This is a genomic window from Marinovum sp. E3 (assembly GCF_055755275.1).
In genome coordinates this window covers 2,872,923-2,899,291 of the sequence record NZ_CM146908.1, presented here as the reverse complement: position 1 = coordinate 2,899,291, position 26,369 = coordinate 2,872,923, and the positions used below count along the sequence as shown (strand labels likewise).

General features: G+C 63.1%; 20 protein-coding genes and 1 tRNA gene. 15 read left to right on the top strand and 6 right to left on the bottom strand.

From position 1 onward, the window contains the following. Window positions 1-7: 7 nt before the first annotated feature. Window positions 8-700, bottom strand: coding sequence for a COQ9 family protein (locus AC0J5K_RS14220; RefSeq protein WP_048532966.1), 693 nt, complete (start codon window positions 698-700; stop codon window positions 8-10). 309 nt (window positions 701-1,009) lie between these two features. Here AC0J5K_RS14220 and rpsU point away from each other — a divergent pair, with 309 nt between their 5' ends. Continuing rightward, window positions 1,010-1,216 (top strand): 30S ribosomal protein S21, encoded by a 207-nt coding sequence (gene rpsU, locus AC0J5K_RS14215; protein ID WP_005614280.1) that lies wholly within the window; start codon window positions 1,010-1,012, stop codon window positions 1,214-1,216. A 172-nt stretch (window positions 1,217-1,388) separates the two neighbouring features. Here the strand turns inward: rpsU and AC0J5K_RS14210 are convergent, their stop codons facing one another. Together AC0J5K_RS14210 and AC0J5K_RS14205 are read right to left on the bottom strand one after the other, a co-directional pair. Next, window positions 1,389-2,039 (bottom strand): hypothetical protein, encoded by a 651-nt coding sequence (locus AC0J5K_RS14210; RefSeq protein WP_048532964.1) that lies wholly within the window; start codon window positions 2,037-2,039, stop codon window positions 1,389-1,391. 381 nt (window positions 2,040-2,420) lie between these two features. Then, a complete protein-coding gene (locus AC0J5K_RS14205; RefSeq protein ID WP_048532963.1) occupies window positions 2,421-2,657 on the bottom strand; it encodes a hypothetical protein in 237 nt (78 codons plus the stop codon). Between the two features lie 439 nt (window positions 2,658-3,096). Here AC0J5K_RS14205 and AC0J5K_RS14200 point away from each other — a divergent pair. Together AC0J5K_RS14200 and AC0J5K_RS14195 are read left to right on the top strand one after the other, a co-directional pair. Continuing rightward, a tRNA-Trp gene (locus AC0J5K_RS14200) sits at window positions 3,097-3,172 on the top strand. A gap of 235 nt (window positions 3,173-3,407) precedes the next feature. After that, window positions 3,408-5,153 (top strand): sugar phosphorylase, encoded by a 1,746-nt coding sequence (locus tag AC0J5K_RS14195; RefSeq protein WP_274564083.1) that lies wholly within the window; start codon window positions 3,408-3,410, stop codon window positions 5,151-5,153. Window positions 5,154-5,163: 10 nt separating this feature from the next. On the opposite strand, the gene AC0J5K_RS14190 is transcribed toward AC0J5K_RS14195, so the two are convergent. Together AC0J5K_RS14190 and AC0J5K_RS14185 are read right to left on the bottom strand one after the other, a co-directional pair. After that, complete coding sequence (locus AC0J5K_RS14190) at window positions 5,164-6,390, bottom strand: glycosyltransferase family protein (protein ID WP_274564081.1); 1,227 nt, start codon at window positions 6,388-6,390, stop codon at window positions 5,164-5,166. Next, the gene (locus tag AC0J5K_RS14185; protein ID WP_274564079.1) at window positions 6,383-7,186 is read right to left on the bottom strand and encodes an HAD-IIB family hydrolase; all 804 of its coding nucleotides are present in this window, start codon (window positions 7,184-7,186) and stop codon (window positions 6,383-6,385) included. Before AC0J5K_RS14185 ends, AC0J5K_RS14190 begins: the two co-directional genes overlap by 8 nt. Window positions 7,187-7,364: 178 nt before the next feature. Between AC0J5K_RS14185 and secE the strand changes: the two genes are divergently transcribed. The 7 genes from secE (at window position 7,365) to AC0J5K_RS14150 (ending at window position 12,757) form a co-directional block, all read left to right on the top strand. Continuing rightward, a complete protein-coding gene (gene secE, locus AC0J5K_RS14180) occupies window positions 7,365-7,562 on the top strand; it encodes a preprotein translocase subunit SecE (RefSeq protein WP_048532958.1) in 198 nt (65 codons plus the stop codon). 103 nt (window positions 7,563-7,665) lie between these two features. Continuing rightward, window positions 7,666-8,307 carry a hypothetical protein gene (locus AC0J5K_RS14175; protein ID WP_048532956.1) on the top strand — a complete coding sequence of 214 codons (642 nt, stop codon included), beginning with the start codon at window positions 7,666-7,668 and terminating at the stop codon, window positions 8,305-8,307. A gap of 180 nt (window positions 8,308-8,487) precedes the next feature. Beyond that, the gene (gene nusG / locus AC0J5K_RS14170; protein WP_048532955.1) at window positions 8,488-9,021 is read left to right on the top strand and encodes a transcription termination/antitermination protein NusG; all 534 of its coding nucleotides are present in this window, start codon (window positions 8,488-8,490) and stop codon (window positions 9,019-9,021) included. Window positions 9,022-9,184: 163 nt separating this feature from the next. Beyond that, window positions 9,185-9,610, top strand: a complete 426-nt coding sequence (gene rplK / locus AC0J5K_RS14165) for a 50S ribosomal protein L11 (protein WP_048532954.1) — start codon at window positions 9,185-9,187, stop codon at window positions 9,608-9,610. A 1-nt stretch (window position 9,611) separates the two neighbouring features. Continuing rightward, the gene (gene rplA, locus AC0J5K_RS14160) at window positions 9,612-10,310 is read left to right on the top strand and encodes a 50S ribosomal protein L1 (RefSeq protein ID WP_048532953.1); all 699 of its coding nucleotides are present in this window, start codon (window positions 9,612-9,614) and stop codon (window positions 10,308-10,310) included. Window positions 10,311-10,439: 129 nt separating this feature from the next. Beyond that, complete coding sequence (locus tag AC0J5K_RS14155; RefSeq protein ID WP_074840282.1) at window positions 10,440-10,943, top strand: putative pterin-binding protein; 504 nt, start codon at window positions 10,440-10,442, stop codon at window positions 10,941-10,943. Further along, window positions 10,940-12,757, top strand: coding sequence for an ATP-binding protein (locus AC0J5K_RS14150; protein ID WP_274564068.1), 1,818 nt, complete (start codon window positions 10,940-10,942; stop codon window positions 12,755-12,757). The genes AC0J5K_RS14155 and AC0J5K_RS14150 overlap by 4 nt, the downstream gene beginning before the upstream one ends. Before the next feature lie 61 nt (window positions 12,758-12,818). Here AC0J5K_RS14150 and AC0J5K_RS14145 read toward each other — a convergent pair whose 3' ends face one another. Then, window positions 12,819-15,089 (bottom strand): polysaccharide lyase family 7 protein, encoded by a 2,271-nt coding sequence (locus tag AC0J5K_RS14145; RefSeq protein WP_274564066.1) that lies wholly within the window; start codon window positions 15,087-15,089, stop codon window positions 12,819-12,821. 403 nt (window positions 15,090-15,492) lie between these two features. Between AC0J5K_RS14145 and rplJ the strand changes: the two genes are divergently transcribed. The 5 genes from rplJ to rpoC all read left to right on the top strand — a co-directional run bounded on the left by rplJ (window position 15,493) and on the right by rpoC (window position 26,269). Then, window positions 15,493-16,011 carry a 50S ribosomal protein L10 gene (rplJ, locus tag AC0J5K_RS14140; RefSeq protein WP_048533964.1) on the top strand — a complete coding sequence of 173 codons (519 nt, stop codon included), beginning with the start codon at window positions 15,493-15,495 and terminating at the stop codon, window positions 16,009-16,011. A 71-nt stretch (window positions 16,012-16,082) separates the two neighbouring features. Continuing rightward, window positions 16,083-16,463 (top strand): 50S ribosomal protein L7/L12, encoded by a 381-nt coding sequence (gene rplL, locus AC0J5K_RS14135; protein ID WP_048532949.1) that lies wholly within the window; start codon window positions 16,083-16,085, stop codon window positions 16,461-16,463. Window positions 16,464-16,638: 175 nt separating this feature from the next. Beyond that, window positions 16,639-17,280: a PEBP family protein gene (locus tag AC0J5K_RS14130; RefSeq protein ID WP_274564063.1), complete on the top strand. Its 642-nt coding sequence runs from the start codon at window positions 16,639-16,641 to the stop codon at window positions 17,278-17,280. A 534-nt stretch (window positions 17,281-17,814) separates the two neighbouring features. After that, complete coding sequence (gene rpoB, locus AC0J5K_RS14125; protein ID WP_048532947.1) at window positions 17,815-21,951, top strand: DNA-directed RNA polymerase subunit beta; 4,137 nt, start codon at window positions 17,815-17,817, stop codon at window positions 21,949-21,951. 79 nt (window positions 21,952-22,030) lie between these two features. Continuing rightward, the gene (gene rpoC / locus AC0J5K_RS14120) at window positions 22,031-26,269 is read left to right on the top strand and encodes a DNA-directed RNA polymerase subunit beta' (protein ID WP_274564059.1); all 4,239 of its coding nucleotides are present in this window, start codon (window positions 22,031-22,033) and stop codon (window positions 26,267-26,269) included. Window positions 26,270-26,369 lie beyond the last annotated feature (100 nt).

The window sequence follows — 26,369 nt, the reverse complement described above, 5'->3', positions numbered from 1 at the left end:
GTGTCCCTCAATGTTCGGTATCTTGTGGCCGCCAGCGCCCGGGAAAGCCTGACGGCGGTTTCGGCGCCCGCAGGCGCGACAGCAGCATATCCGGTCCGGCCATGAGCTTGGACAGTACCGGGTTGCCGCGGGCCTGCGCCTTGACCTTCTCGACCTGCATCACGTTGTCGATTCTGCGGTCGAGAAACTCCCAGGTCGCATGGTGGTCGGGCGTGTCGTCGCCCAGCCAGTAGAGCACCGTGGCGCTGTAGACCGCGCTCAGCGTGGCCCGCTTGGTGTACCAGTTGACGTCGTCTGATGTGTCGCCAAGCGCGGTCCAGATCGCATCGGCGGTGTTCCAGATCGCGCGGGCGCCTTCGGGCGCATGGTTGGGCAGGGAAAACAGCGTCATCCCGCGCCGCACCAGTTCCCTGTCCTCGACCGCCTCGAGCCGGGCGCGAACGGCAAAGGCGATGCGGTCGCGAAAGCGCATCGCCGAGAGGTCGGCCTGCTCGATCCGCGCGATCATCGCGCTGTCGCCCTTGCGGTGATAGGCCAGCGCCAGATCCACCGCGCCGCGCGGATAAAGCGCGCGGGCCACCGTTTCGTTGACTTCGCTCTGCGCGATCGCTGCGCGAAAGGCGGGTTCGCTCCAGCCGTCAAAGGGCACATGCGAGGTCATTGCCGCCAACAGCCTGTCTTCCACCGGGGTTTGCGTCATCTCTGGATCTCCTGTCGGGCCGAGGTTATCGCGCCCGGCGCGGCAGCGAAAGCCGCATCCTGCGCCGCTTGGCCGGACTGGCCATCGCTGCCAGGCGGCGGCGGTGTCGGGCGGACCGCTGACCTGGATTGGCCTCTTCCCGCGTCAGGCGGGGACTGGCTCAACCATGCGAGGGCGGGGCTTGTTCCCTGCTGCAAGCCAGCCAGCGGCTGCGGCACCGCGCCACTGGACAAAGCGGGGTGGGCTTGTTATATGGCGACTTCCTGCAATTTCCTTGCAACTCAAACTTAGAAAGGTGGTGAAAACCACATGCAGGTTAGTGTTCGCGACAACAATGTCGATCAGGCGCTTCGTGCCCTGAAGAAAAAGCTGCAGCGTGAAGGCGTATTCCGCGAAATGAAGCTCAAGCAACATTTCGAGAAGCCGTCCGAGAAAAAAGCGCGCGAGAAAGCTGAAGCGATCCGCCGTGCCCGGAAACTGGCGCGCAAGAAAGCCCAGCGCGAAGGTTTGCTCTGAGCAACCCAGCTTTGGACACAAGAGAATTGGACCCCCGGGCGTGCGCTTCGGGGGTTTTTCTTTGTCCGGTGCTTGGCGCGGCTGGACGCAGACGCAAAGGGCCGGCCTCCGTCGGGAGGCCGGCCCTTGCTCAATGCCCGGGCGTCAGGCGCCGGGCGCAATATGGCTGGCGTTATTCGAAACGCGCCTGGATGCGTTGGCGTTTGTCGCCTTCGCTTGCGTCGCTGGACAGGATGTTCAGGATCACGGCGACTTCCTCGTCACCGATGCGCGCGAGATCGGCAAGCGTGACCTCGGGCGCAAAGGTCCGAATCCTTGCCAGGTTGGTCTGGTTGACGAAATCGCTCGTCGCTTCGGCGTTCATCATCATCGAGTCGTCGCCTTCGAAGAGCGCGCGCACGGTGGAGCGTTTGTCCCCGCCATCGTCACCGGACGAGATGGTATTCAGGATGCCGGCGATCTGTTCGTTTTCCATCGCCTGGAGATCCGCCAATGTGGCCTCGGGCACATACGCCTGAATTTTGGCCAGGTTGGTCTCGTTGGCGAATTCGCTGGTCGCCATGCTGTCCATATCCATTGCGCTGGAGTCTTCGAACAGCGAGCGCACGGTCGCAGCCTTGTTGCTGCCCGAGTCGCCCGAGCTGATCGCGTTCAGGATCACCCGGATTTCGGTATCGGTCATGGCCTGAAGGTCGGCCATGGTTGCTTCGGGCACGAAATTCTGAATCGCCAGCAGGTTCTGCTCGGTCGCTTCGATGGTGGCGGCGGTCGCACCGGACGCACCGGCGAGAACGATGGCGCTTGCGTAGAGAATGCGTTTCATGTCTTGTCCTTTCGGTAAACGGCCCAGAGGACCGGAACTTGGTTACTCGTTTGGCGGCCGTTGAGTGCCACCAGCCCACCACGAACTGGCGCGCTCGGCGCCGGTCTCAATGCAAATGCCGCCAAAGCCCGGTAAACAAAATGTTTGTGGCCGTGTTCGGAATCTGCACTAGACAGGGATAATGCGCTGATTTTGAAAGGAAACGAGGCTCTCACCATTGCGATACCGATTAGTTTTGGCAAGAGAGCTGTAGCGTTCGGACGGGCAACCCGAGGCCGGGCTAAACCAGTATCCCGAAACTAGAAAACCGGCCCGAGGGGCCGGTTTTTGGGGCTGTTCTGCCGGGGGAGTTCCGGCAGAACGGCAATCGAGGGCAGGGGGTCAGCCTGCGTTGTTGACCAGCGAGCGCACGGTCGAGGTGACTTCGCTGCGCGATTCATCGGAGTTGATCGCGTTCAGGATGACGAGGATCTGGCGCTCGGAGAGTTGCGACAGGTCAGCGTTCGGCGCGTATTGCTGGATGGTGCGTTCTGCCACGGAGTTGGCCACGGTTGCAGCCGATGCGGTGGTGGCAGCCCCTGCCAGAACGAGAGCGGTGATTGCGATGATGTTTTTCATTGTCGTTTCCTCAGTTCAATGGTGCCCGTCTGGGCGTTTCTGTTCGAAGTCGGTGGTCGCCTCCGACACCAATCAAACTGGGGGATGCCGCGGCGGTTCTCAAATCACGCTCTGGCTCACGCCGGCTCACCAACTTGTGGACTTGAAACTTGCACAACGGCTTCCAAGGGGGTGAAAACAAGCGGTTTTTCACGATCTGGTGGCACAGACGGGAGACCGGAGCGTGAACCGAAAGGCCGGAAAGCCGGCTGTCATGAGGCGTAAACATTATTTGTGCACTCATGCACATGGAATTCTGAAATAACTTCTCACGGCGCGGTGACGCGCAGCGACGGAAAGTGAGCGTCGGCACGTTACATATTGTCGGTGTCGCGGGTCTCCGGCAGAAAAATCGGGGTTGATTTCGAATCTCGCCGGTAGTATCCGGTCACCCGGCCACAGGGGTATAGCTCAGCTGGTAGAGCGACGGTCTCCAAAACCGTAGGTCGCGGGTTCGAACCCTGCTGCCCCTGCCATTTTCCCATGACATGCGATGCGCGGACCAGTCCGAGCGAAGTGCGCCAGGCGTTGGCTTGCACTCGACCGGAGCGGCCACTACGCTGAAAATCTGAGCAGCGCGAAGGAATTGCCGCGACATTGCCCGCTCAGGTTGCGGTCACTTGGCGCCGGAATTGACTCCACCCGGCCGAAGGGCGTCAATCCTCGGCAAAGGCTGACCGCCCGAGGTAATCAATAGGAGATCACCAGCGCATGGCGTCCCCCTCCGCCACATTCTCCACCCGACTGACCAAGCTGGTCCAGGAAATCTATCCCGATCTCGACGCGCATATCCTTTCGAGCCAGATCATCGAGGCCTTCTGGCCCGACGACGCCCACCGCCGCAAACGCGGCCGGGTGCCGTCGAACAAGCTCTGGTCGGAACATGACGCGGTGCTGATCACCTATGGAAATTCGATCGTCGACGGTCAGCACAAGCCGCTCGACCTGCTGCATGATTTCCTGCTGCGCAAGATGAAGGGCGTGGTCAACGGCGTGCATATCCTGCCGTTCTTTCCCTATACCTCCGACGACGGTTTTGCCGTCACCGATTATCGCGCGGTCAATCCCGAACTGGGCGGCTGGGCCGATATCCGGCGCATCGCCGATGAATTCCATCTGATGTCCGATCTGGTGCTGAACCATGTCTCTTCGCAAGGTCCCTGGTTCAATGCCTACCGGCAGGGGCAGGCGCCCTATGATCGCTATTTCTTCGAGGCCAGTCCCGAGGACGACCTGAACGAAGTGGTCCGCCCGCGCACCACGCCGCTGTTGCAGGAAGTCGAGACGCCGCAAGGCCCGCGCCATGTCTGGTGCACCTTCAGCCACGATCAGGTCGATCTCGATTTCCGCAATCCCGAGGTGCTGATCGAGATGCTGCGGATCATTCGCCTGCATATCGACAACGGCGTGCGCATCCTGCGGCTCGATGCGGTGGCCTTCCTGTGGAAGGAGATCGGCACCTCCTGCATCCACCTGCGCCAGACCCATGCGGTGGTGCAGCTGATGCGACTGCTGTGCGATTTCGCCACCGAGACAGTGGTGCTCCTGACCGAGACCAACGTGCCCCGGACCGAGAACCTGAGCTATTTCGGCAACCGCAACGAGGCGCATGTGGTCTACAACTTCCCGCTGCCACCGTTGATCCTGCATGCGATGCAATCCGGCAGTGCCCGCTTTCTGCACCGCTGGCAGACCGCGATGCCGCCGGCGCAACTGGGCTGTGCCTATCTCAACTTCACCGCCAGCCACGACGGCATCGGCATGCGCCCGGCCGACGGCGTGTTGCCAGCGCAGGAAAAGGCACGCATGATCGAGACGGCGCAGGCCGCCGGCGGGCTGGTCTCGATGCGCTCGCTGCCTGGCGGCGGCCAGGAGCCCTACGAACTGAACTGTGCCTTCTTCGAGGCGGTGCGCCGCACCTTCAAGGGCGAAGACGAGCATCACATCGACCGTTTCCTCTGTTCCCAGACCATCGTCATGTCGCTCGAAGGCATCCCGGCCTTCTATATCCATTCGATGCTGGCCACACCGAACGATCACGAGGCGGTCGCGCGGCGCGGCATGAACCGGGCGATCAACCGGCATCGCTGGGATTACCCGACGCTATTGGAGAAGCTCGACGATCCCGAGAGCACAAACTCCGAGGTCTTGCGGCGGATGTCCGAGCGGCTGAAGCTGCGTGCCCGGCAGACGGCTTTCCACCCTAATGCCACCCAGTTCACCCTGTCGCTGGACGAACGTGTTTTCGGCCTCTGGCGGCAGAGCCTCGACCGCGACCAGTCGATCTTTGCGCTGCACAATGTCAGCGACGAAGAGCTGCGCGTCTCGCCCACGGCGGTGAACCTGATCGAAGGCGAGACCTGGCTCGATCTGCTGACAGGCGAAGAGATCGACGCCAACGGCGAAGATACCGTCTTTGCACCCTATCAATGCCGCTGGATTACCAACCGCTGGTAAAGGGGGCGCCTCAGGCCGGGTCGAATTCGGCCTCGTCCTCAGAGACGGCAGTGCGCAGATCAGCCAGGAAGCTCGGGTCGGCGGCGTGGACGCGGTGCCAGGTGGGGATAAAGGGCGTCTCGTGCGGATTGTCGAGAAAGACCTGACCGGCCGAGATGATGTTCTCGGCAAACAGTTCGATGCTCTTTTCCTCGCGATGCCGGTCAAAGCTGAGCCCGTTCATCGTCGCGTCATTGGCGTAGCTGTCGAGCAGGTCGAGCGCCGTGCGGTAATAGGTGGCCTTGAGCGTGCGAAAGACATTGGGTGTGAACACGGTGCCATCGGCCGCCAGCTTGCGGAAGATCGCCTTGCAGATGTCGGTCGACATGCGGCTCAGCCCCTTGCTGGCATCCTCGGGCGAGAGATCCTGGTGCTTGTGGTCATAGGCGTCCGAGATCTCGACCTGACAGACCGATTTCGGCGCCAGGTTGCGCCAGGCCTCCGACAACGTGCCGATCTCCAGCCCCCAGTCCGAGGGAATGCGCAAGTCGGGCAGGATCGGCGTGCGCATGGCAAACTCGCCCGAGAGTGGATATCGGAAGGAGCGCAGGTAGTCGATATAGTCGCGGTCGCCGATCACCTTTTTCAGCGCGATCAGGATCGGCGATACCAGCAGCCGCGTGACCCGGCCGTTCAGCTTGTCGCCGCCGATTCGAGGGTAATAGCCCTTGGACATCTGGTAGGGGAACGACGGGTTGGCCACCGGATAGACCAGCCGCGCCAGCATCTCGCGTTCATAGGTCAGGATATCGCAGTCGTGCAGTGCCAGAACTGCGCTGTCGGCACAGGCGATGAGATAGCCGATCGAGGACCAGACGTTCTTGCCCTTGCCCTGTTCCTGCGGCGCCAGCCCGTGGCGCGCCAGCCTTGCATCCAGCGCCTGCATCCGCGGGCTGTCGTTCCAGATCACGGTATGGGTCTGCGGCAGCCGGTCAAAGAACTTGCGGGCATGGCGGTATTCGGTCTCGTCGGCGCGGTCGAGACCGATGATGATCCGGTGCAGGTAGGGCACATGCGAGAGCTCTTCGAGGATGTGCGGCAGCGCCGCGCCTTCAAGCTCGGAATAGAGCGACAGCAGGATCAGCGAAATGCGCCGGGTCTGGGCATAGGTGGTCAGCTCGTATTCGAGATCGTGCAACTCGCGGGTGCGCAGATTGTGCAGGGTGGTGATATTGCCGTTCTGGTGGAAATCAGCCATCTGAAGGCGCCTCTTTGTTGTGCTTCACGTCTTGTACTAGGGCCAGCACGGCGGCGTTCCAGCCCTCCGGTCCCGGCGTTTCGGCGCGGCGCACCCGGCCGCTGTCCTCGCCCGGCAGGCGCGGCAGGGGGCGGCTGTGGGGGTTGGGGATGATGACGCCGCGATCGGCCGCTTCCAGCATTTCAATGTCGTTGGGCGCATCGCCGAGCGCCAGCGTCATTCGCGGCGTGTATTGCGCGATCAGCGCCGCCATCTGATCGGCCTTGGTCTGACCGTGGGAAAACGTGAGAAACCTGCCGCCGCGCCGGGCGTGCAGCCCGGCCTTGCCGGCGCTGGAGAGAAACTTCTCCAGCCCGGCCGGCGTGCCGGTCCAGCGCCCCGGCTCGCTGAATTCGCGGCGCCGGGCGAGGGCGGCCTGCGCGCGCGGCAACCCGGTGACGCGGGCGACTTCGGCGTCGCTCATGTCGCCAAAACCGTCGAAGGCGCAAAACCCTTGCGGCAACTGACGCAGGGTCTTTCGGATGGCGCGATAGGCGCTGTCGTCAAAGCCCGCCTCGGCGCCCGCCGCAAGCAGCCCGGCGCCGTTCTCGACGATGGCGGGCCAGCCGGCGAGGCCGAGTGCCGCGCGCAGCGGTGCCACCTCGGCGGCAGTCTTGCTGGTGGCGAGAACCACGCCGGCGCCGATCTCTGCCAGCGCGGCCAGCGCGGGCCAGGCGGGGGCGAAGGAATAGCCTTCGTGATCGAGCAGGGTGCCGTCGAGATCGGAGAACACGAGGAGGGGCAGGGCGCGAGTCATGCTCAAAGACTAGGCAGCCGGCAGCCAAGGCGCCACAGATGGCGGGTGTCGCTGGTGCGTAATTGACCGTCGCTGCCTAGAAAACAGGCAGGCCTCGCCGGCAAAGCCGGTGCGGCGGACCTTGAAATCTGTCGGCGAGGCGCGTAAGTCGCCCCCTGACCCTTGCAAGGACAGACCAATGGCAATGACCAACCCCCTTCAGTTCATCCAGCAGGTGCGCGCCGAGATCGCCAAGGTCGTCTGGCCCACCCGCCGCGAAGTGCTGCTGACCACGGTGATGGTATTCATCATGGCGACCCTGACGGCGATCTTCTTTGCCATCGTCGATCTGCTGATCCGCGGCGGGCTTCAGGCTGTCCTGAACATGTTCGGCTGACCTCCCGCTCCCGCGCCGCGCGGCGGCCGGGGCATGTCAGCTGCCAGCCGGTCCGGGCCTTGCGCCCGGGAGGCTGGGTATTCCATCAGGTCAAGGAGGTCCCATGGCAGATCTGAAGAGTTCCGCAACGCGCAATCTGGCCCATTACCGCGAGATCCACCGCACCGATCCGCGGTACGGCCGCTCGTCGCAAAAGCTGGTCGGGCTGATCGCCGATGCGGTGCGCGCCGGTCAGGCCACCACCCCGGGTTGGCAGCCGAAGACGCTGCTGGATTTCGGCTGCGGCAAATCGCAGGCGGCCGAGCGGGTGGCAAAAAAGCTGGGGCTGACGCATTACCTTTATGATCCGGCCATTCCCGGCCTCGAGACGCTTCCGGTGGCGCAGGCCGATCTGGTGATGAACACCGACGTGCTCGAGCATCTCGACGAGACCGAGGTGGACCTGCTGATCTCGGACGTGCGTGGGCTGACCGATCATGCCTATTTCAATATCGCCACGGCACCGGCTTCCAAGGTGCTCGACAGTGGCGAGAACGCCCATGCGACGGTGCAGCCGCCGGAGTGGTGGCAGGCCCGCATTGCGACGCATTTTCCCACCGTGGTACGGCTGCCGGCGGCCAAGAACCGGGTGAGCTTTGCGACCTGGCAGATCTCCGAAAAGGAGATGCGCCGGGTGGTGGCCGGCGACATGTGGCGCCGCAAGGACCGGATTAAGGCCGTCATGTATCGGCTCGGGCTGGGGTAAGCCCCCTTGAAATCGTTCCGATGGGGCAGTAAACAGCCGCCATCCCAAGACATCTGGCGCGTGGCGATTCGGTTCACGCGCCGATTTTTTGTTTCCGGGACTCATGCCGGGCCAGGCCCATGGCAATGAACAAAAACGCTTTCGGTCGGGCAGGCCGGGTCAACGCAAGGTGAGCGCCAGATGGCAAAACGGTGGTATTCGGTCAGCGTCCTCTCGAACTTCGAGAAGAAGATTGCCGAACAGATCAAGCAAGCGGTGGAAGAGCAGGGGCTCGAGGATCAGATCGAAGAGGTTCTGGTGCCCACCGAAGAGGTGATCGAGGTCCGCCGTGGCAAGAAGGTGACGACCGAACGCCGTTTCATGCCGGGCTATGTGCTGGTGCGGATGGAAATGTCGGACCAGGGCTACCACCTGATCAACTCGATCAACCGCGTCACCGGTTTCCTCGGCCCGCAGGGCCGCCCGATGCCGATGCGCGATGCCGAGGTCGAGGCGATCCTGGGCCGTGTTGCCGAAGGCGAAGAGACGCCGCGCACGCTGATCCACTTCGAGGTCGGCGAGAAGGTCAAGGTCTCGGACGGACCGTTCGAGGATTTCGACGGCATGATCGAAGAGGTCGACGAGGACAACCAGCGCCTCAAGGTGTCGGTCTCGATCTTTGGCCGGGAGACGCCGGTGGAACTGGAATTCACTCAGGTCTCGAAACAGGGCTGAGGGAGCGGTGGGTTGAACACCCACCCTGCGGGCCGCAAGGTCCGTTCGTTCGTGGGAGGCAAGGGCACGCGTGCCGGAGCCCCACCACGCTAGCAGGAGCCCGGAACGCGTTCCGGTCTCATAGGGTGGGTTTCAAACCCGCCGATGACAAAGGAGAAGGCCAATGGCCAAGAAGCTCGTCGGCAGCATGAAGCTGCAAGTGCCCGCAGGGCAAGCCAACCCGTCGCCGCCCGTCGGCCCCGCGCTCGGTCAGCGCGGCATCAACATCATGGAATTCTGCAAGGCGTTCAACGCCAAGACGCAGGACATGGAGCCCGGCGCGCCGTGCCCGACCGTGATCACCTACTATCAGGACAAGTCCTTCACCATGGACATCAAGACGCCGCCCGCGTCTTACTACCTGAAGAAGGCCGCCAAGCTGAAATCCGGCGCCAAGACCCCGTCGCGGGAAACCGTGGGCTCGGTCACTGTCAAGCAGGTGCGTGAAATCGCCGAAGCGAAGATGAAGGATCTCAACGCCAACGATATCGAAGCGGCGATGAAGATCATTGTTGGCTCGGCCAACTCCATGGGCATCGAGGTGAAGTAAGATGGCGAAACTTGGAAAACGCAGCCGCGCCGCCCGCGAAGCCTTTGCCGGCAAGGAAAACGTCTCGGTCGAAGAGGCGATTGACCTGATCAAGGGCAATGCCAACGCGAAATTCGACGAAACCGTCGAAATCGCCGTCAACCTCGGCGTCGATCCGCGCCACGCCGACCAGATGGTCCGCGGCGTCGTCGGCCTGCCCAACGGCACCGGCAAGACCGTGCGCGTCGCCGTCTTTGCCCGTGGCGCCAAGGCCGAGGAAGCCGAAGCCGCCGGTGCCGACATCGTCGGTGCAGAGGACCTGATGGAAACCGTGCAATCCGGCAAGATCGAGTTCGATCGCTGCATTGCCACCCCGGACATGATGCCGATCGTCGGCCGTCTGGGCAAGGTTCTGGGCCCGCGCAACCTGATGCCGAACCCCAAGGTCGGCACCGTGACCATGGATGTGGCCGAAGCGGTCAAATCCGCCAAGGGCGGCCAGGTTCAGTTCAAGGTCGAGAAGGCCGGTGTCGTGCACGCTGGCGTGGGCAAAGCCTCTTTCGATGCCGAGAAACTGGCCGAGAACGTGCGCGCCTTTGTCGGTGCCGTGTCGAAAGCCAAGCCGGCCGGCGCCAAGGGCACCTACATGAAGAAGATCTCGCTCAGTTCGACCATGGGCCCGGGCGTGTCGGTGGCGGTGGAATCGGCCAACGCCGAATAATCCGTTTCAAGATTTAAGGAAAAACGCGTCCCTTGGGGCGCGTTTTTTCGTTTTTGGGCAAGGGTTTCTTAGGCAATTGCGCGCATCCTGCCGGCGTTTTCGACACCGGCGACAAAGGAGAGCTGCGCCATGTTACCCAAGATCCTGACAACCCTGTTTCTGGCCATGGCCTGCGCGGTGCCCGCCGCCCGGGCCGAGCTTTCCGCGCCGGAGGGGCGGGTTCTGCTTACCGTTTCCGGCGATATCTCGGCCACCAACACCGAAGACATGGCCGAGTTCGACCGCGACATGCTCATGGCGCTGGACTGGCGCGAGATCGAGACCTTCACCTCCTTCACCGAGGGGCCGCAGGTCTTTGCCGGGCCGACCCTGGCATCGGTGCTGGCGGCGGCGCAGGCCCGTGGCGATACTCTGACGGTGACGGCGCTGAACGATTACGCGGTTTCCTTTCCCCGCGATCTGGCGGTGCGACATGGGGCGCTGCTGGCGATGGATCATGCCGGGCGGCCGATGCGAATTCGCGACAAGGGCCCGATCTGGATTGTCTTTCCGCTGACCGAGACCGAGGCGGCGGATGCGCCGTTTGACAACCAGATGGTCTGGCAGTTGGCAAAGGTGCACGTCGGGCCGTGACCCGGCTGGCCGCGGTCAAGGGCGCGCTGGTCGAGCATGGGCGCAGCATCCGCGCGATTGTGGCGGTCGCCGTGATCGTGGCGCTTGCGGTGCTCTTTGTCGCGCAGCAGGCGGATATGACCCGGACCAAGGAGCGCGCGATGGACCGGGTTTCGGCGACCTCCTGGAAGGTCAGCGAGCTGGTGTTCGAGACGCTGCGCTTTTCGATGGCGTTGCGGTTGCATGCCACCGGCGAGGTCAAGCGCGCCGATGTGGAATTCAGCTTCGAGCTGCTCTGGAGCCGGGTCGATGTGGTCGACAACACCGCCGTCGGAGCGACCGAGGAGATGCGCGAGATCCTGACCCGGTTCCGCGCGCTGCTTGCTGCCGAGGAAGAGGCGATCTTCGAGCGGCCGCTGATCCCGCCGCGGGTCGCGGTCAGCCTCGCCGAAGAGATGTCGGGTATCGCACGCGAGTTGCGCGTGATCTGGCTGGCCACTTTCCAGAACCGAAGCTTTGCCGAGCTGACCCTGCGCACGCTCGAGGATGCCGGTTCCGAACGGTTGCAGACGCTGATCGTCGCGCTGATGGGCCTGCTGGTGATGTATGTCATCGCCGAGATCATCTATGCCGGCGTGGCGCAGAAGCGCGAGATGCGGCTGCGGCAGGCGGCGGCCCAGGCCAGCGAGGCCAAGACCCGCTTTCTGGCCAATGTCAGCCATGAGATCCGCACCCCCCTGAACGGCATCCTCGGCATGGCGGGCGAGCTGGCCGAAACCCGGCTCGACACCGATCAGACCGCCTGCGTCAAGATCATCCGGCAATCCGGCGAGGTGCTTCTGAACACGCTGAACGATGTGCTCGACCTGGCCAAGGTGGAGGCCGGCGAACTGGTGATCGATCGCCGCCCCTTCGATCTGGCCGAGGCGATCGGGGTTGCCCATGCGCTCTATCGATCCACCGCCCGGGACAAGGGGCTGCGGCTGCGCACCGAGCTTGCGCCGGACCTGCCGCGCCGGGTGATGGGCGACGGCACGCGGCTGCGGCAGGTGTTGCACAACCTGATCAGCAACGGGCTGAAATTCACCGCCGAGGGCGAAGTTCGGATCACCGCCGAGCGGCTGCCCGACACCGACCGCATCCGCATATCGGTGCGTGACACCGGGCCGGGGGTCGCGCCGGAAGACCAGGCGATGATTTTCCGGCCTTTCACCCAGGCCGATGTCAGCATCACCCGCAAACACGGTGGCACCGGCCTCGGCCTGTCGGTCTCGCGCCAGCTGATCGAGGCGATGGGCGGCGACATCGGCCTCGAGAGCGCGGTGGGCGAGGGCGCGATCTTCTGGTTCGATCTCGATCTGCCCGCGGTCGACCCCGCCGATACGGCCGCCGCCGCGGTGGACGCCGGGCCGGCGCCGGACGCCGCATCGCGCGCCGGGCCGCGGGTGCTGGTGGTCGATGACAATGCCACCAACCGGCTGCTGCTGCGGCGCTTTCTCAAAGATCGGGCCAGCCGAATTGCCGAGGCCGCCGATGGCGCCGATGCGGTGGCCACGGTCGAGGCCACGGATTTTGACATCATCCTGATGGATATCCAGATGCCGGTGATGGACGGGATCGAGGCCACCCGCCGCATTCGCCGGCTCGAGTCGGCAAACGACCGGCCGCCGGTGCGTATCATCGCGGTGACCGCGAATATCATGGAACATCAAAGGCGCGGCTACCTGGAAGAAGGCATGAACGACGTGATCGGCAAGCCGGTGTCGAAAAAGACGCTTCTGGCCAAGCTGGATGCCGCGCCGGCCGATCCCGCCGCGGTTGCCGGCGCTGCCTGAGCTCTCTGGGGTGCAGCAAGGGCACCGCGAGGGGCGCCCTTGCCATGATCCTGGCGGCAGATCACTCGGCCAGCACTTCCAGTTTCACATTGGTGAAATCGAGGCCATTGTCGGTCTCGCCCGGCGATTTGGAAGAGCCGAAGGTCTTGGAGTTCACGTGAAAGGCCAGCATGCCCAGGGTGTCGATATCACTGCCCGGGTCGATCTGGCTGAAGGTGCTGAGCACTTCGCCATCCTGCATCAGCGTGCCGGTGATCTCGACGCCCTCGGCGCGTTTTGCCACCGCGAGCGTGCCGGTATAGGTCTGACCGGCCGCGAACCGATAGGACGCGCCGCCTTCGCCCAGCATGTCCCATGCGTCGAGCCCGCCGAGCAGCCGGCCGAGAGCTTGGTCGTTGTGCTTGCGGACCTCGATATTGGCGGCTTCGGCGGTGTTGACGTCGTAAGTGATCAGATACCCCGGCAGCCCGTCATACGTGGCATTCGGGCTTTTTGACGAGGCCGAAAGGTCGCCCTCGAGCGCGCCACGGCCCAGCGTATCAAACAGCCCGACGCGGAAGGCGGCCCCCCGGTCGTGACCTGTGGTCGCCGGCGTCTCGAAGGTAAAACTGGCCTTCAGCGTATGCCCCTCGGTCAGCATCTGCGGCGCAAAGGTGGTGCGGATGCCCCGGCCCGAGCCGCCGGAGACCAGGCCCAGCCGGCCCTGGGAGACCTCGATCGAACTGCTGTTCGAGGTGGTCCACCAGTTGCTGTCGCTGGCGTCAGAGCCGTCGTCGCGGCCGCCATCGGCGAAACTGTCGTCAAACACGATGCCGGGGCTGGCCGGGGCAGCCGGCGCCGGGGAGCGTTGCGCGGTGGTCTTGGTCAGCGGCGGTCCGTCGGCCGGCGGCGCGTCGTGCGTGTAGTCCAACGCGTAAAAGATCACCCGGTCGAAATCGGTCTCGGGCGCGGGGCTGGTGTTGTTGCCGGTATAGGCGCCGGCCTTGAAGAACATGAACTCGTCCTCGACGGAAAATCCGCTGTCGCGCATGTCGAAAGGCTCGGCCGACACCTCCGTCCCGTCGTCGCGGATAATCTTGAGGTGCAGCATGGGAATGATCCGGTCGCCCTCGGGCCTGCCCGTGACTTTGATCTCGTAACTGAAGATCTCGTCCAGCGCGATGCCGTCCTCGGGGTTGGCAATCCGGTCGCCCCGGCCGCCGATCACGTCCACCCAGACCTCCTTGCCGGTCTCGGGGTCATGCGCGAAATAGATCGAGCCGTATTTGTTCTGCGGCAGCTTGCGGTAGTACAGCCGGATCGGCTCATCGTTCTTGGCGTGGATCTGCCCGATGACCACGCGGCCGACCTGATAGGCCTTGCCCTGGCGGGTGACCTGATTGACCGAGAGCGTGGCGCGCAACGTGCCATCGACGCCCGCCGATGCAGCCTGGGCCGAAAACGGGGCCGAGGAAAAGACCCAGTTGTTCTTGTTGGGATATCCGCCCTCGATCCGGGTCTGGATGGCATAATCGCCCCGGCGCAGCATGCCGCGCAGCTCGGTGCGGGTATAAGATGTATTGGCCGAGGTCTTGGCCCCCGCCGGTGTCACCCGGAACACCATGCCGCCAGTGGCCGGATCGGTGTAGAAATAGCGCGGGTCGGTCCAGCCGGCGGCAAGCTCGTTTTCATAGACGCTGTCGGACGTGCCGTCGCCGTCATCATCGGCGGGGGTGGTCACGTACCAGCCCGCGAGGTCGAAATTCTCGCCCGGCGTCTTTTCAGGGTCGAGGCCGTACAGCCCGGCCCCCTGCCGCTCGGTCAGCACCGGCTGGTCGGGTTTGTCCACCGGTGTGCCGCAGCCATAGGCCGCCACTTCAACAATGGAGTTCCAGTCGTTGGCCTCGTTGCCCTTTGCGTTGATGCGCAGGTACTGCGCCTGAACCGGCGCGATGTCGTAGCGCTCGAGATCCCGCGTTCCGCCGCCCGACTGGCCTTCGGCCCGCACGGTTTCGAAGCGCGCGCCATCGGGTGAGGTCTCGACTTCGAAGGTGGATTTGCGGCTGTCGCCCTTGTACCAGGCAATCGCCAGCGATTTCACAGTCTGCTCGGCGCCGAGATCGAGCAGCAGGCTTTTCGGTGTGCCCTGGCCCTGGTTCGACCAGCGCGAATCCGGGTCGAAATTGCCATCGATCGTGTTCTCGGGGCCGTGGGTTTCCTCGTAGAGGCCGTCGTCGGTCGCCGAGACGATGGTCAGGCTGCCGATACCGTCACACGCGGTATTGGCAAAGGCCTGCGTCCCGAAAACCGAGGCGACGCCCAGCAGAATGGAATTCCGAAGAAGGTGGTTCACAGTGTCCTCCCAAATGCTGTGATCGAGATAGCGGGAAAGCTATCTGGGATACTAGACTGTCAGATGTAGCGGGTTGGCGCCAGTGGTTTCCTGTGCGACAGGGGGGCAGAGGCGGAAAGGCGCCGAGCCTACTCGGGCCTTGATCCCGGCCCCGATCCGTCTTACTGCACGCACCTGTGCCGCAGGTCCGATTCGGGCCGCGTGGTACATTTCGTCCGAGACGGTGGGTGCCCCGGGTCAAATCCGCGGCTTAATTTCCTGCCTGAGACGGGAGAAGACCAGATTGGCCGAGGGCTTTGCGCCTCGGGCGTTCTTGGCGGACCCCCGTAAAAAGGACCTGAACGCCGGGTGCAAGCCCGGCAGAACCGAGCCGGGGGGAAACCCCCACAATTGGAGTGAAACTGTGGATAGAGCCCAGAAAGAGAAATTGGTCGACGAACTCGGCCAGATCTTCGAAAGCTCTGGCGTCGTGGTGGTTGCCCACTACGAAGGTCTCACGGTTGCCGAGATGCAAGACCTCCGTTCGCGTGCGCGCGATGCGGGTGGTGCTGTACGTGTCGCCAAGAACAGGCTCGCCAAGATCGCCCTTGAGGGAAAGCCCTGCGCAAGCATTGCTGACTACCTTTCGGGCATGACCGTGCTCACCTATTCCGAGGACCCCGTGGCAGCAGCCCGGGTCGCCGAGGACTTCGCCAAGGAGAACAAGAAGTTCGAAATCCTTGGCGGTGCAATGGGTGAAAACGCTCTGGACCGTGCCGGTGTCGAGGCCGTGTCGAAAATGCCGTCGCGTGATGAGCTCATTGCTACCATCGCGGGCATGATCGGCGCACCTGCTTCGAACATCGCCGGTGCCATTGGCGCACCTGCTTCGAACATCGCTTCCATCCTCTCGACCATCGAGGAAAAGGCCGAAGCGGCGTAAGGCAAACCGAAGACTTTCGTGGGGCATGCGCCCACACGTTGGAACACATCTAGATACGGAAAGAGTCAAAAATGGCTGATCTGAAGAAACTGGCAGAAGAGATCGTTGGTCTGACCCTGCTGGAAGCACAAGAACTGAAAACCATCCTCAAAGACGAGTACGGCATCGAGCCCGCAGCTGGCGGCGCAGTGATGATGGCCGGCCCGGCAGACGGCGCAGGCGCCGCGGCTGCTGAGGAGCAAACCGAATTTGACGTGATCCTGAAAGCCGCAGGCGACAAGAAGATCAACGTCATCAAAGAAGTCCGTGGCATCACCGGCCTGGGCCTGAAAGAAGCCAAAGAGCTGGTCGAAGCCGGCGGCAAGGCTGTCAAAGAGCAGGTTTCGAAAGAAGAAGCCGAAGAGATCAAAGGCAAGCTGGAAGCAGCTGGCGCCGAAGTCGAGCTCAAGTGATCGCGGCCTGACGGCGGGGTCACGCCGGACATCCTCCGGGTCTCCGCCTCAGGGTTGGATTAGCGCAAGCGCCTCCGTTTCGGGGGCGCTTGTTTTTTTGCCGGTCCCACCTATCGTTTCGGATCAACAGGGCACAGCCGCGTATCCGGCCCTTACCAGTGACAAGGATGACCTCATGACCCGTATTTTTGCCGCCGCAACCCTGCTTGCTATGTCCTCGGGCACGCTCTCGGCTGAAACATTCCAGGCCGATGTCTGGGCCGACAATTGGTTCGAGATGCGGATCAACGGCGAAACCGTTGCCGAAGACAGTGTGCCGATCAGCACCGAACGGTCTTTCAACGCCGAAAGCTTCAGCTTCGATGCCGACCGGCCCTTCGTGATCGGGGTGGTGGCGATGGACTACAGGCAGGACGATACCGGTCTCGAGTATATCGGCACCGATCGGCAGCAGATGGGTGACGGCGGGCTGATCCTTCAGATCCGCGACGCGGCGGGCGAGCTGGTCGCGGTCAGCGACGCCGATTGGCAATGCCGCGTCATCCATACCGCGCCGCTCGACAAATCCTGTGCCGCCGAGGAAACGCCGGTGGCGGGCAGCGCGCCCTGCGGGTTCGAGGCGGAGGACGAGCCGGTCGGCTGGGATCATGCGGGCTTCGATGCCTCGGGCTGGACCGCCGCCAGCGTCTATTCCGAAGAGGAGGTCGGCCCGAAGGAGGGCTATGACGAGATCGACTGGGCCGAAGAGGCGGCGCTGATCTGGGGCCCCGACCTGGAGCAGAGCAACACCCTGTTGTGCCGGTTGAGCGTGAAGTGACCATTGTGGCGCACGTCACGATCCCGTGAGGCGCGCAAGCGGAAAAGTGACGGTTGCCGCGGTCAGATCACGCGCATTTTCGACAACATTGGCGTTCAGGGCCGCTATGCAACGGCCCTCGCTGCTTGACCAGCCCGCCGGTTTTTGTCACACTCGGCGGATGTCAAGAAAACGCGAAACCCTCCTGAGGGGTCTTGCGTTCGCGCTGTTCACCGAATATTCGGAAGTCTCCCGCGGGTTCGACCGATTCGAACCCGTGCGTGTTTCGTTCTGAATGTGAGGTGGCGGCGACGCATTGAAATCATCGTAGTAACCCCCATATTCCGATCTTTCCAAACAGATGGTTCGCAGGCCCTTCTTGGCAAGCCCCCCGATCGGGGAGTTTTCCAAGGCAGGGAAATCGAGATCGAGTGACGCGCGGTGGGACGTGCGCCGAGAATGGATCCGTTTCACGCCGTCACTGACGAGAATGCGCCGTTGCAGCCCCGGCACTGCGCGCGTTCGGGCAGAGAAAATCGAAAGGGCACTCCCCTCATGGCGCAAAGCTTCCTTGGCCAGAAACGTCTTCGCCGGTACTACGGCAAAATCCGTGAAGTCCTCGCAATGCCGAACCTCATCGAGGTTCAGAAAAGCTCTTATGACCTGTTCCTGAAGTCCGGCGACCAGCTCGAGCCGATGGATGGCGAGGGCATCAAGGGTGTCTTCCAGTCGGTCTTTCCGATCAAGGATTTCAACGAGACCGCGGTTCTCGAATTCGTCGATTACGCGCTGGAAAAGCCGAAGTTCGATGTCGAGGAATGTCAGCAACGCGACCTGACCTACAGCGCGCCGCTCAAGGTGACGCTGCGGCTGATCGTGTTTGATATCGATGAGGATACCGGCGCGAAATCCGTCAAGGATATCAAGGAACAAGATGTCTACATGGGCGACATGCCCCTGATGACGCCGAACGGCACCTTTGTCGTGAACGGCACCGAGCGGGTCATCGTTTCCCAGATGCACCGTTCGCCGGGCGTGTTCTTTGACCATGACAAGGGCAAGACCCATTCCTCGGGCAAGCTGCTCTTTGCCTGCCGGATCATCCCCTACCGTGGCTCCTGGCTCGACTTTGAATTCGACGCCAAGGACATCGTCTTTGCCCGGATCGACCGTCGCCGCAAACTGCCGGTGACGACCCTGCTCTATGCGCTGGGGCTCGATCAAGAGGCGATCATGGACGCCTATTACAACACCGTGACCTATTCCCTGCGCAAGGGTGAGGGCTGGGTGACCAAGTTCTTCCCCGAGCGTGTGCGCGGCACCCGCCCGACCTATGACCTGGTGGATGCCGACAGTGGCGAGATCATCGGCGAGGCCGGCAAGAAGGTGACGCCGCGCGCGGTCAAGAAGCTGATCGACGAAGGCAAGGTCAAGGATCTGCTGCTGCCCTTCGAGCAGATCGTCGGCAAGTTCGCCGCCAAGGACATCATCAACGAGGAAAACGGCGCGATCTACGTCGAGGCCGGCGACGAGCTGACCTGGGAAGTCGACAAGGATGGCGATGTCACCGGCGGCACTCTGAAAGAGCTGATCGACGCGGGCGTCACCGAGATCCCGGTGCTGGACATCGACAACATCACCGTCGGCGCCTACATGCGCAACACCATGGCGCAGGACAAGAACATGGGCCGCGACAGCGCGCTCATGGATATCTACCGCGTGATGCGTCCGGGCGAGCCGCCCACCGTCGAGGCCGCTTCGGCACTCTTCGATACGCTGTTCTTCGACAGCGAGCGCTATGACCTCTCGGCCGTTGGTCGGGTGAAGATGAACATGCGTCTGGCGCTCGATAAGCCCGACACCCAGCGCACGCTGGACCGCGAGGATATCGTCGCCTGCATCAAGGCGCTGGTGGATCTGCGCGACGGGCGTGGCGACATCGACGACATCGACCACCTTGGCAACCGCCGTGTGCGTTCGGTCGGCGAGCTGATGGAAAATCAGTACCGCGTGGGTCTGCTGCGCATGGAACGCGCGATCAAGGAGCGCATGTCCTCGGTCGAGATCGACACCGTCATGCCGCAGGATCTGATCAACGCCAAACCGGCGGCGGCCGCCGTGCGCGAATTCTTCGGCTCGTCGCAGCTGTCGCAGTTCATGGACCAGACCAACCCGCTGTCGGAAGTCACCCACAAACGCCGTCTCTCGGCCCTTGGCCCGGGCGGTCTGACCCGCGAGCGCGCCGGCTTTGAGGTGCGCGACGTTCACCCGACACACTATGGCCGGATGTGCCCGATTGAAACGCCGGAAGGCCCGAACATCGGTCTGATCAACTCGCTGGCCACGTTTGCCCGCGTGAACAAATACGGCTTCATCGAAACACCGTACCGTGTGGTCAAGGAAGGCACCGTCACCGACGAGGTGCACTACATGTCCGCGACCGAGGAAATGCGCCATACCGTGGCGCAGGCCAACGCCAACCTCGACGAGAACATGAAGTTCGTGAACGATCTGGTCTCGACCCGGAAGTCGGGCGACTACACCCTGTCGCCGAACGAGAACGTGGACCTGATCGACGTGTCGCCGAAACAGCTGGTTTCGGTCGCTGCCTCGCTCATTCCGTTCCTTGAAAACGACGACGCCAACCGCGCTCTGATGGGCTCGAACATGCAACGTCAGGCGGTTCCCACGCTGCGCTCGGAAGCGCCGCTTGTGGGCACCGGCATCGAGGAAATCGTCGCCCGCGACTCCGGTGCGGCGGTGACCGCGCGCCGTGGCGGCATTATCGACCAGGTCGATGCCCAGCGGATCGTGATCCGGGCCACCGACAATCTCGAGGTCGGCGACCCCGGCGTCGATATCTACCGGATGCGCAAGTTCCAGCGGTCGAACCAGAACACCTGCATCAACCAGCGCCCGCTGGTCAAGGTGGGAGACACGGTGCAGCAGGGCGAAGTGATTGCCGACGGTCCCTCGACCGACATGGGCGAACTGGCCCTCGGCAAGAACGTGATCGTCGCCTTCATGCCGTGGAACGGCTACAACTACGAAGACTCGATCCTGATCTCCGAGCGCATCGCGCGTGACGACGTCTTTACCTCGGTTCACATCGAGGAATTCGAAGTCGCCGCCCGCGATACCAAGCTCGGGCCGGAAGAGATCACCCGCGACATCCCCAACGTCGGCGAGGAAGCCCTGCGCAACCTCGACGAGGCGGGCATCGTCTACATCGGCGCCGATGTGGAACCGGGCGATATCCTGGTGGGCAAGATCACTCCGAAGGGTGAATCGCCGATGACGCCGGAGGAAAAACTCCTGCGCGCCATCTTCGGTGAGAAAGCCTCGGACGTGCGCGACACCTCGCTGCGGGTGAAGCCGGGCGATTTCGGCACCGTCGTGGAAGTGCGTGTCTTCAACCGTCACGGCGTCGAGAAAGACGAACGGGCGTTGCAGATTGAGCGTGAGGAAATCGAGCGTCTGGCCCGTGACCGGGACGACGAGCTCGCCATCCTCGACCGCAACATCTATGCGCGTCTCAGCGATCTGATCCTCGGCAAGGTGGCGGTCAAGGGTCCGCGCGGCGTGCGCCCGAACTCCGAGATCACCCAGGATCTGCTCGACAGCCTGAGCCGTGGCCAGTGGTGGCAGCTGGCGATCGAGGACGAGGAAGACGCCAAGATCGTCGAGGCGCTGAACGAGCAATACGAGGCGCAGAAACGCCAGCTCGACGCCCGCTTCGAGGACAAGGTCGAGAAGGTCCGCCGCGGCGACGACCTGCCGCCGGGCGTGATGAAGATGGTCAAGGTCTTCATCGCGGTGAAGCGCAAGCTTCAGCCGGGCGACAAGATGGCCGGCCGTCACGGCAACAAGGGTGTGATTTCGCGCGTGGTGCCGATGGAGGACATGCCGTTCCTCGCCGATGGCACGCCGGTCGACTTCTGCCTCAACCCGCTCGGCGTTCCCTCGCGGATGAACGTCGGTCAGATCCTCGAGACTCACATGGGCTGGGCCGCACGCGGTCTGGGCATCAAGGTCGACGACGCGCTGGACGAATACCGCCGCTCGGGTGATCTGACCCCGGTGCGCGAAGCGATGCGGATCGCCTATGGTGACGAGGTCTATGAAGAAGGCCTGTCGGACATGGACGAGAACCGCCTGCTCGAGGCGGCGGGCAACGTCGCCCGTGGTGTGCCGATCGCGACACCGGTCTTCGACGGTGCCAAGGAAGGCGACGTCAACGATGCGTTGGTGCGTGCGGGCTTCTCGGAGTCGGGCCAATCCGTGCTCTTCGACGGCCGCACCGGCGAGCAGTTCTCGCGTCCTGTCACCGTGGGCGTGAAGTACCTGCTCAAGCTGCACCACCTGGTGGACGACAAGATCCACGCGCGTTCGACCGGGCCCTACAGCCTCGTCACCCAGCAGCCGCTGGGCGGTAAGGCGCAGTTCGGTGGCCAGCGCTTCGGGGAGATGGAGGTCTGGGCTCTGGAAGCTTACGGCGCCGCCTATACCCTGCAAGAGATGCTGACCGTGAAGTCGGACGATGTGGCCGGCCGGACCAAGGTCTATGAATCGATCGTCAAGGGCGAGGACAACTTCGAGGCGGGCGTTCCCGAGAGCTTCAACGTGCTCGTCAAGGAAGTCCGCGGCCTCGGCCTGAACATGGAACTCCTGGATGCGGAGGAGGATGAGTGAGGCGCATCGGTGGGGTAAAACCCCACCCTACGCCCGCCCTGCCGACCTTCCCCGCACCCTCCCGTTTTGAGGACATCAAATGAACCAGGAACTGACCAACAATCCGTTCAACCCCGTCGCCCCGGTCAAGACCTTCGACGAGATCAAGGTGTCTCTTGCCTCGCCCGAGCGGATCCTCTCGTGGTCTTATGGCGAGATCAAGAAGCCGGAAACCATCAACTACCGCACGTTCAAGCCCGAGCGTGACGGGTTGTTCTGCGCGCGTATCTTTGGCCCGATCAAGGATTACGAATGCCTCTGCGGCAAGTACAAGCGCATGAAGTATCGCGGCGTCGTCTGCGAGAAATGCGGTGTCGAAGTCACGCTGCAAAAGGTCCGCCGCGAACGCATGGGCCACATCGAGCTGGCCGCGCCCTGCGCCCATATCTGGTTCCTCAAGTCGCTGCCCTCGCGCATCGGCCTGATGCTGGACATGACGCTGCGTGATCTGGAACGCGTGCTCTACTTCGAGAACTACGTAGTGATCGAACCGGGCCTCACCGACCTCACCTACGGTCAGATGATGACCGAAGAAGAGTTCATGGACGCCCAGGACGCCTATGGCATGGACGCCTTCACCGCCAACATCGGCGCCGAGGCGATCCGCGAGATGCTGGCCGCCATCGACCTCGAGTCCGAGGCCGAGACCCTGCGCGCCGATCTGAAAGAGGCGACAGGCGAACTGAAGCCCAAGAAGATCATCAAGCGTCTGAAGGTCGTCGAGAGCTTCCTCGAATCCGGCAACCGCCCGGAATGGATGGTCATGACCGTCATTCCGGTCATCCCGCCGGAACTGCGCCCGTTGGTGCCGCTGGACGGTGGCCGCTTTGCGACCTCCGACCTCAACGACCTCTATCGCCGCGTGATCAACCGGAACAACCGCCTCAAGCGGCTGATCGAGCTGCGCGCGCCGGATATCATTGTCCGCAACGAAAAGCGGATGCTTCAGGAATCGGTGGATGCGCTGTTCGACAACGGCCGTCGCGGCCGCGTCATCACCGGTGCCAACAAGCGTCCGCTGAAATCGCTCTCGGACATGCTCAAGGGCAAGCAGGGCCGCTTCCGTCAGAACCTTCTGGGGAAACGGGTCGACTTCTCGGGCCGGTCGGTCATCGTGACCGGGCCGGAACTGAAGCTGCATCAGTGCGGTCTGCCCAAGAAGATGGCGCTCGAGCTGTTCAAGCCGTTCATCTATTCGCGGCTTGAAGCCAAGGGTCTGTCTTCGACCGTCAAGCAGGCCAAGAAGCTGGTCGAGAAAGAGCGCCCCGAGGTCTGGGACATCCTCGACGAGGTGATCCGCGAGCACCCGGTTCTGCTGAACCGTGCGCCGACGCTGCACCGTCTGGGCATCCAGGCCTTCGAGCCCACGCTGATCGAAGGAAAGGCGATCCAGCTGCACCCGCTGGTCTGTTCGGCCTTCAACGCCGACTTCGACGGCGACCAGATGGCCGTACACGTGCCGCTCTCGCTGGAAGCCCAGCTCGAAGCGCGCGTGCTGATGATGTCGACCAACAACGTCCTGTCGCCCGCCAACGGCGCGCCGATCATCGTTCCGTCGCAGGATATGATTCTCGGTCTCTACTACCTCACCATCCAGCGCGATGGCATGAAGGGCGAGGGCATGGCCTTCTCCTCGATCGAGGAAGTCGAGCACGCGCTCGGCGCCGGTGAAGTGCATCTGCACGCCAAGATCACCGCGCGGGTCAAGCAGATCGACGACGAAGGCCTCGAGGTGATGAAGCGTTACGAGACCACCCCGGGCCGCCTGCGGCTTGGCGGTCTGCTGCCGCTGAATGCCAAGGCGCCCTTCGAACTGGTCAACCAGCTTCTGCGGAAGAAGGACGTGCAGCGCGTCATCGACACCGTCTACCGCTATTGCGGTCAGAAAGAGTCGGTGATCTTCTGCGACCAGATCATGTCGATGGGCTTCAAGGAAGCCTTCAAGGCCGGCATCTCCTTCGGCAAGGACGACATGGTCATCCCCGACACCAAATGGCCGATCGTCGAAGAGACGCGTGATCAGGTGAAGGACTTCGAACAGCAGTACATGGACGGTCTGATCACCCAGGGTGAGAAGTACAACAAGGTCGTCGATGCCTGGTCGAAGTGTAACGACAAGGTCACCGAAGCGATGATGTCGACAATCTCGGCCGAACGTCACGCCGAGGATGGCTCGGTCATGGAGCCGAACTCGGTCTACATGATGGCGCACTCCGGTGCCCGGGGCTCGGTCACGCAGATGAAGCAGCTGGGCGGGATGCGCGGCCTGATGGCCAAGCCGAACGGCGACATCATCGAGACGCCGATCATCTCGAACTTCAAGGAAGGTCTGACCGTTCTTGAATACTTCAACTCGACCCACGGCGCGCGGAAAGGTCTGTCGGACACCGCTCTGAAGACGGCGAACTCGGGCTACCTGACCCGTCGTCTGGTGGACGTGGCGCAGGATTGCATCGTGCGTCTGCACGATTGCGAAACCGACCGGGCGATCACCGCGGAAGCGGCGGTCAACGACGGCGAGATCGTGTCGTCGCTGGGCGAGCGTATCCTGGGCCGTGTCGCGGCCGACGATGTGCTGGCCCCCGGCACCGAGGACGTGGTCTGCAAGGCAGGCACCCTGATCGACGAGCGCATGGCCGACACCATCGAGGATCTGGGGGTGCAGAAGATGCGCATCCGCAGCCCGCTGACCTGTGAGGCCGAAGAGGGCGTCTGTGCCATGTGCTACGGCCGTGACCTCGCACGCGGCACCATGGTCAACTCCGGCGAAGCGGTGGGCATCATCGCGGCGCAGTCGATCGGCGAACCCGGCACCCAGCTGACGATGCGGACCTTCCACATCGGCGGCGTTGCCCAGGGTGGTCAGCAGTCCTTCCAGGAGGCGGGCACCGATGGCGTCGTGGCCTTCGAGGCGGCCAACACACTGGAAAACGCCCTTGGCGAGACCCTGGTGATGGGCCGGAACATGAAGCTGGTGATCCAGGACGAGCACGGCGCCGAACGGGCCAGCTTTAAGCTGGGCTACGGCACCAAGCTGTTTGTCAAGGAAGGCCAGCAGGTGGCCCGCGGCGACAAGCTGTTCGAATGGGATCCCTATACGCTGCCGATCATCGCCGAGAAGGACGGTATCGCCCGTCACGTCGACCTGGTGAACGGTGTCGCCGTGCGCGAGGAGACCGACGATGCCACCGGCATGACCCAGAAGATCGTCGCCGACTGGCGTGCGGCTCCGAAGGGCAACGAGCTCAAGCCCGAGATCATCCTGATCGACGGCGACGGCGAGCCGGTGCGCAACGAGGCGGGCAACCCGATCACCTATCCGATGTCGGTCGACGCCATTCTGTCGGTCGATGACGGTGTCGATGTGAAGGCCGGTGACGTCGTGGCGCGTATTCCGCGTGAAGGCGCCAAGACCAAGGACATCACCGGTGGTCTGCCGCGTGTGGCCGAACTCTTCGAAGCCCGGCGTCCCAAGGATCACGCGATCATCGCCGAGATCGACGGCTATGTGCGCTTTGGCAAGGACTACAAGAACAAGCGCCGAATCGCGATCGAACCCGCCGACGACAGCCTGGAGCCGGTCGAATACATGGTGCCCAAGGGCAAGCACATTCCGGTTCAGGAAGGTGACTTCGTCCAGAAGGGCGACTACATCATGGACGGCAACCCGGCGCCGCACGACATCCTCGCCATCATGGGGATCGAGGCTCTGGCCAACTACATGATCGACGAGGTCCAGGACGTCTATCGACTGCAAGGCGTGAAGATCAACGACAAGCATGTCGAAGTGATCGTGCGCCAGATGTTGCAGAAGTGGGAAATCCAGGATTCGGGCGACACCACGCTGCTCAAGGGCGAACATGTGGACAAGGCCGAGTTCGACGCCGCCAACGAAAAGGCGCTGTCGAAAGGCGGGCGCGAGGCGCAGGGCGAACCGATCCTCCTGGGGATCACCAAGGCCTCGCTTCAGACCCGGTCGTTCATCTCGGCGGCCTCCTTCCAGGAGACCACCCGCGTTCTCACCGAGGCCTCGGTGCAGGGCAAGAAGGACAAGCTGGTGGGGCTCAAGGAGAACGTCATCGTCGGCCGCCTGATCCCGGCGGGCACCGGTGGCGCGACCCAGAAGGTCCGCCGCATTGCCCAGGACCGCGACAACGTGGTGATCGGCGCGCGCCGCGAGGAAGCGGAAGCGGCGGCCGCCCTGGCAGCGCCTTCGGACGACATGGTGGGGGGCGATGCCTTTACCCAGCCGGTGATGGACGAAGACAGCCGCGACTGATCGCAGCTCGCTGACAGCTTCAGCCCCGTCCGGTGCGAACCGGGCGGGGTTTTTTCATTGTGCGTCAGCGGCGCGCAGTGTTCTGGTTCAGCCGGAAGAG

Bases quoted from the DNA above. Each gene is read 5' to 3' on its own strand.
- AC0J5K_RS14220 (WP_048532966.1), bottom strand. From the start codon at position 700: ATGACGCAAACCCCGGTGGAAGACAGGCTGTTGGCGGCAATGACCTCG.
- rpsU (WP_005614280.1), top strand. From the start codon at position 1,010: ATGCAGGTTAGTGTTCGCGACAACAATGTCGATCAGGCGCTTCGTGCC.
- AC0J5K_RS14210 (WP_048532964.1), bottom strand. From the start codon at position 2,039: ATGAAACGCATTCTCTACGCAAGCGCCATCGTTCTCGCCGGTGCGTCC.
- AC0J5K_RS14205 (WP_048532963.1), bottom strand. From the start codon at position 2,657: ATGAAAAACATCATCGCAATCACCGCTCTCGTTCTGGCAGGGGCTGCC.
- AC0J5K_RS14195 (WP_274564083.1), top strand. From the start codon at position 3,408: ATGGCGTCCCCCTCCGCCACATTCTCCACCCGACTGACCAAGCTGGTC.
- AC0J5K_RS14190 (WP_274564081.1), bottom strand. From the start codon at position 6,390: ATGGCTGATTTCCACCAGAACGGCAATATCACCACCCTGCACAATCTG.
- AC0J5K_RS14185 (WP_274564079.1), bottom strand. From the start codon at position 7,186: ATGACTCGCGCCCTGCCCCTCCTCGTGTTCTCCGATCTCGACGGCACC.
- secE (WP_048532958.1), top strand. From the start codon at position 7,365: ATGGCAATGACCAACCCCCTTCAGTTCATCCAGCAGGTGCGCGCCGAG.
- AC0J5K_RS14175 (WP_048532956.1), top strand. From the start codon at position 7,666: ATGGCAGATCTGAAGAGTTCCGCAACGCGCAATCTGGCCCATTACCGC.
- nusG (WP_048532955.1), top strand. From the start codon at position 8,488: ATGGCAAAACGGTGGTATTCGGTCAGCGTCCTCTCGAACTTCGAGAAG.
- rplK (WP_048532954.1), top strand. From the start codon at position 9,185: ATGGCCAAGAAGCTCGTCGGCAGCATGAAGCTGCAAGTGCCCGCAGGG.
- rplA (WP_048532953.1), top strand. From the start codon at position 9,612: ATGGCGAAACTTGGAAAACGCAGCCGCGCCGCCCGCGAAGCCTTTGCC.
- AC0J5K_RS14155 (WP_074840282.1), top strand. From the start codon at position 10,440: ATGTTACCCAAGATCCTGACAACCCTGTTTCTGGCCATGGCCTGCGCG.
- rplL (WP_048532949.1), top strand. From the start codon at position 16,083: ATGGCTGATCTGAAGAAACTGGCAGAAGAGATCGTTGGTCTGACCCTG.
- AC0J5K_RS14130 (WP_274564063.1), top strand. From the start codon at position 16,639: ATGACCCGTATTTTTGCCGCCGCAACCCTGCTTGCTATGTCCTCGGGC.
- rpoB (WP_048532947.1), top strand. From the start codon at position 17,815: ATGGCGCAAAGCTTCCTTGGCCAGAAACGTCTTCGCCGGTACTACGGC.
- rpoC (WP_274564059.1), top strand. From the start codon at position 22,031: ATGAACCAGGAACTGACCAACAATCCGTTCAACCCCGTCGCCCCGGTC.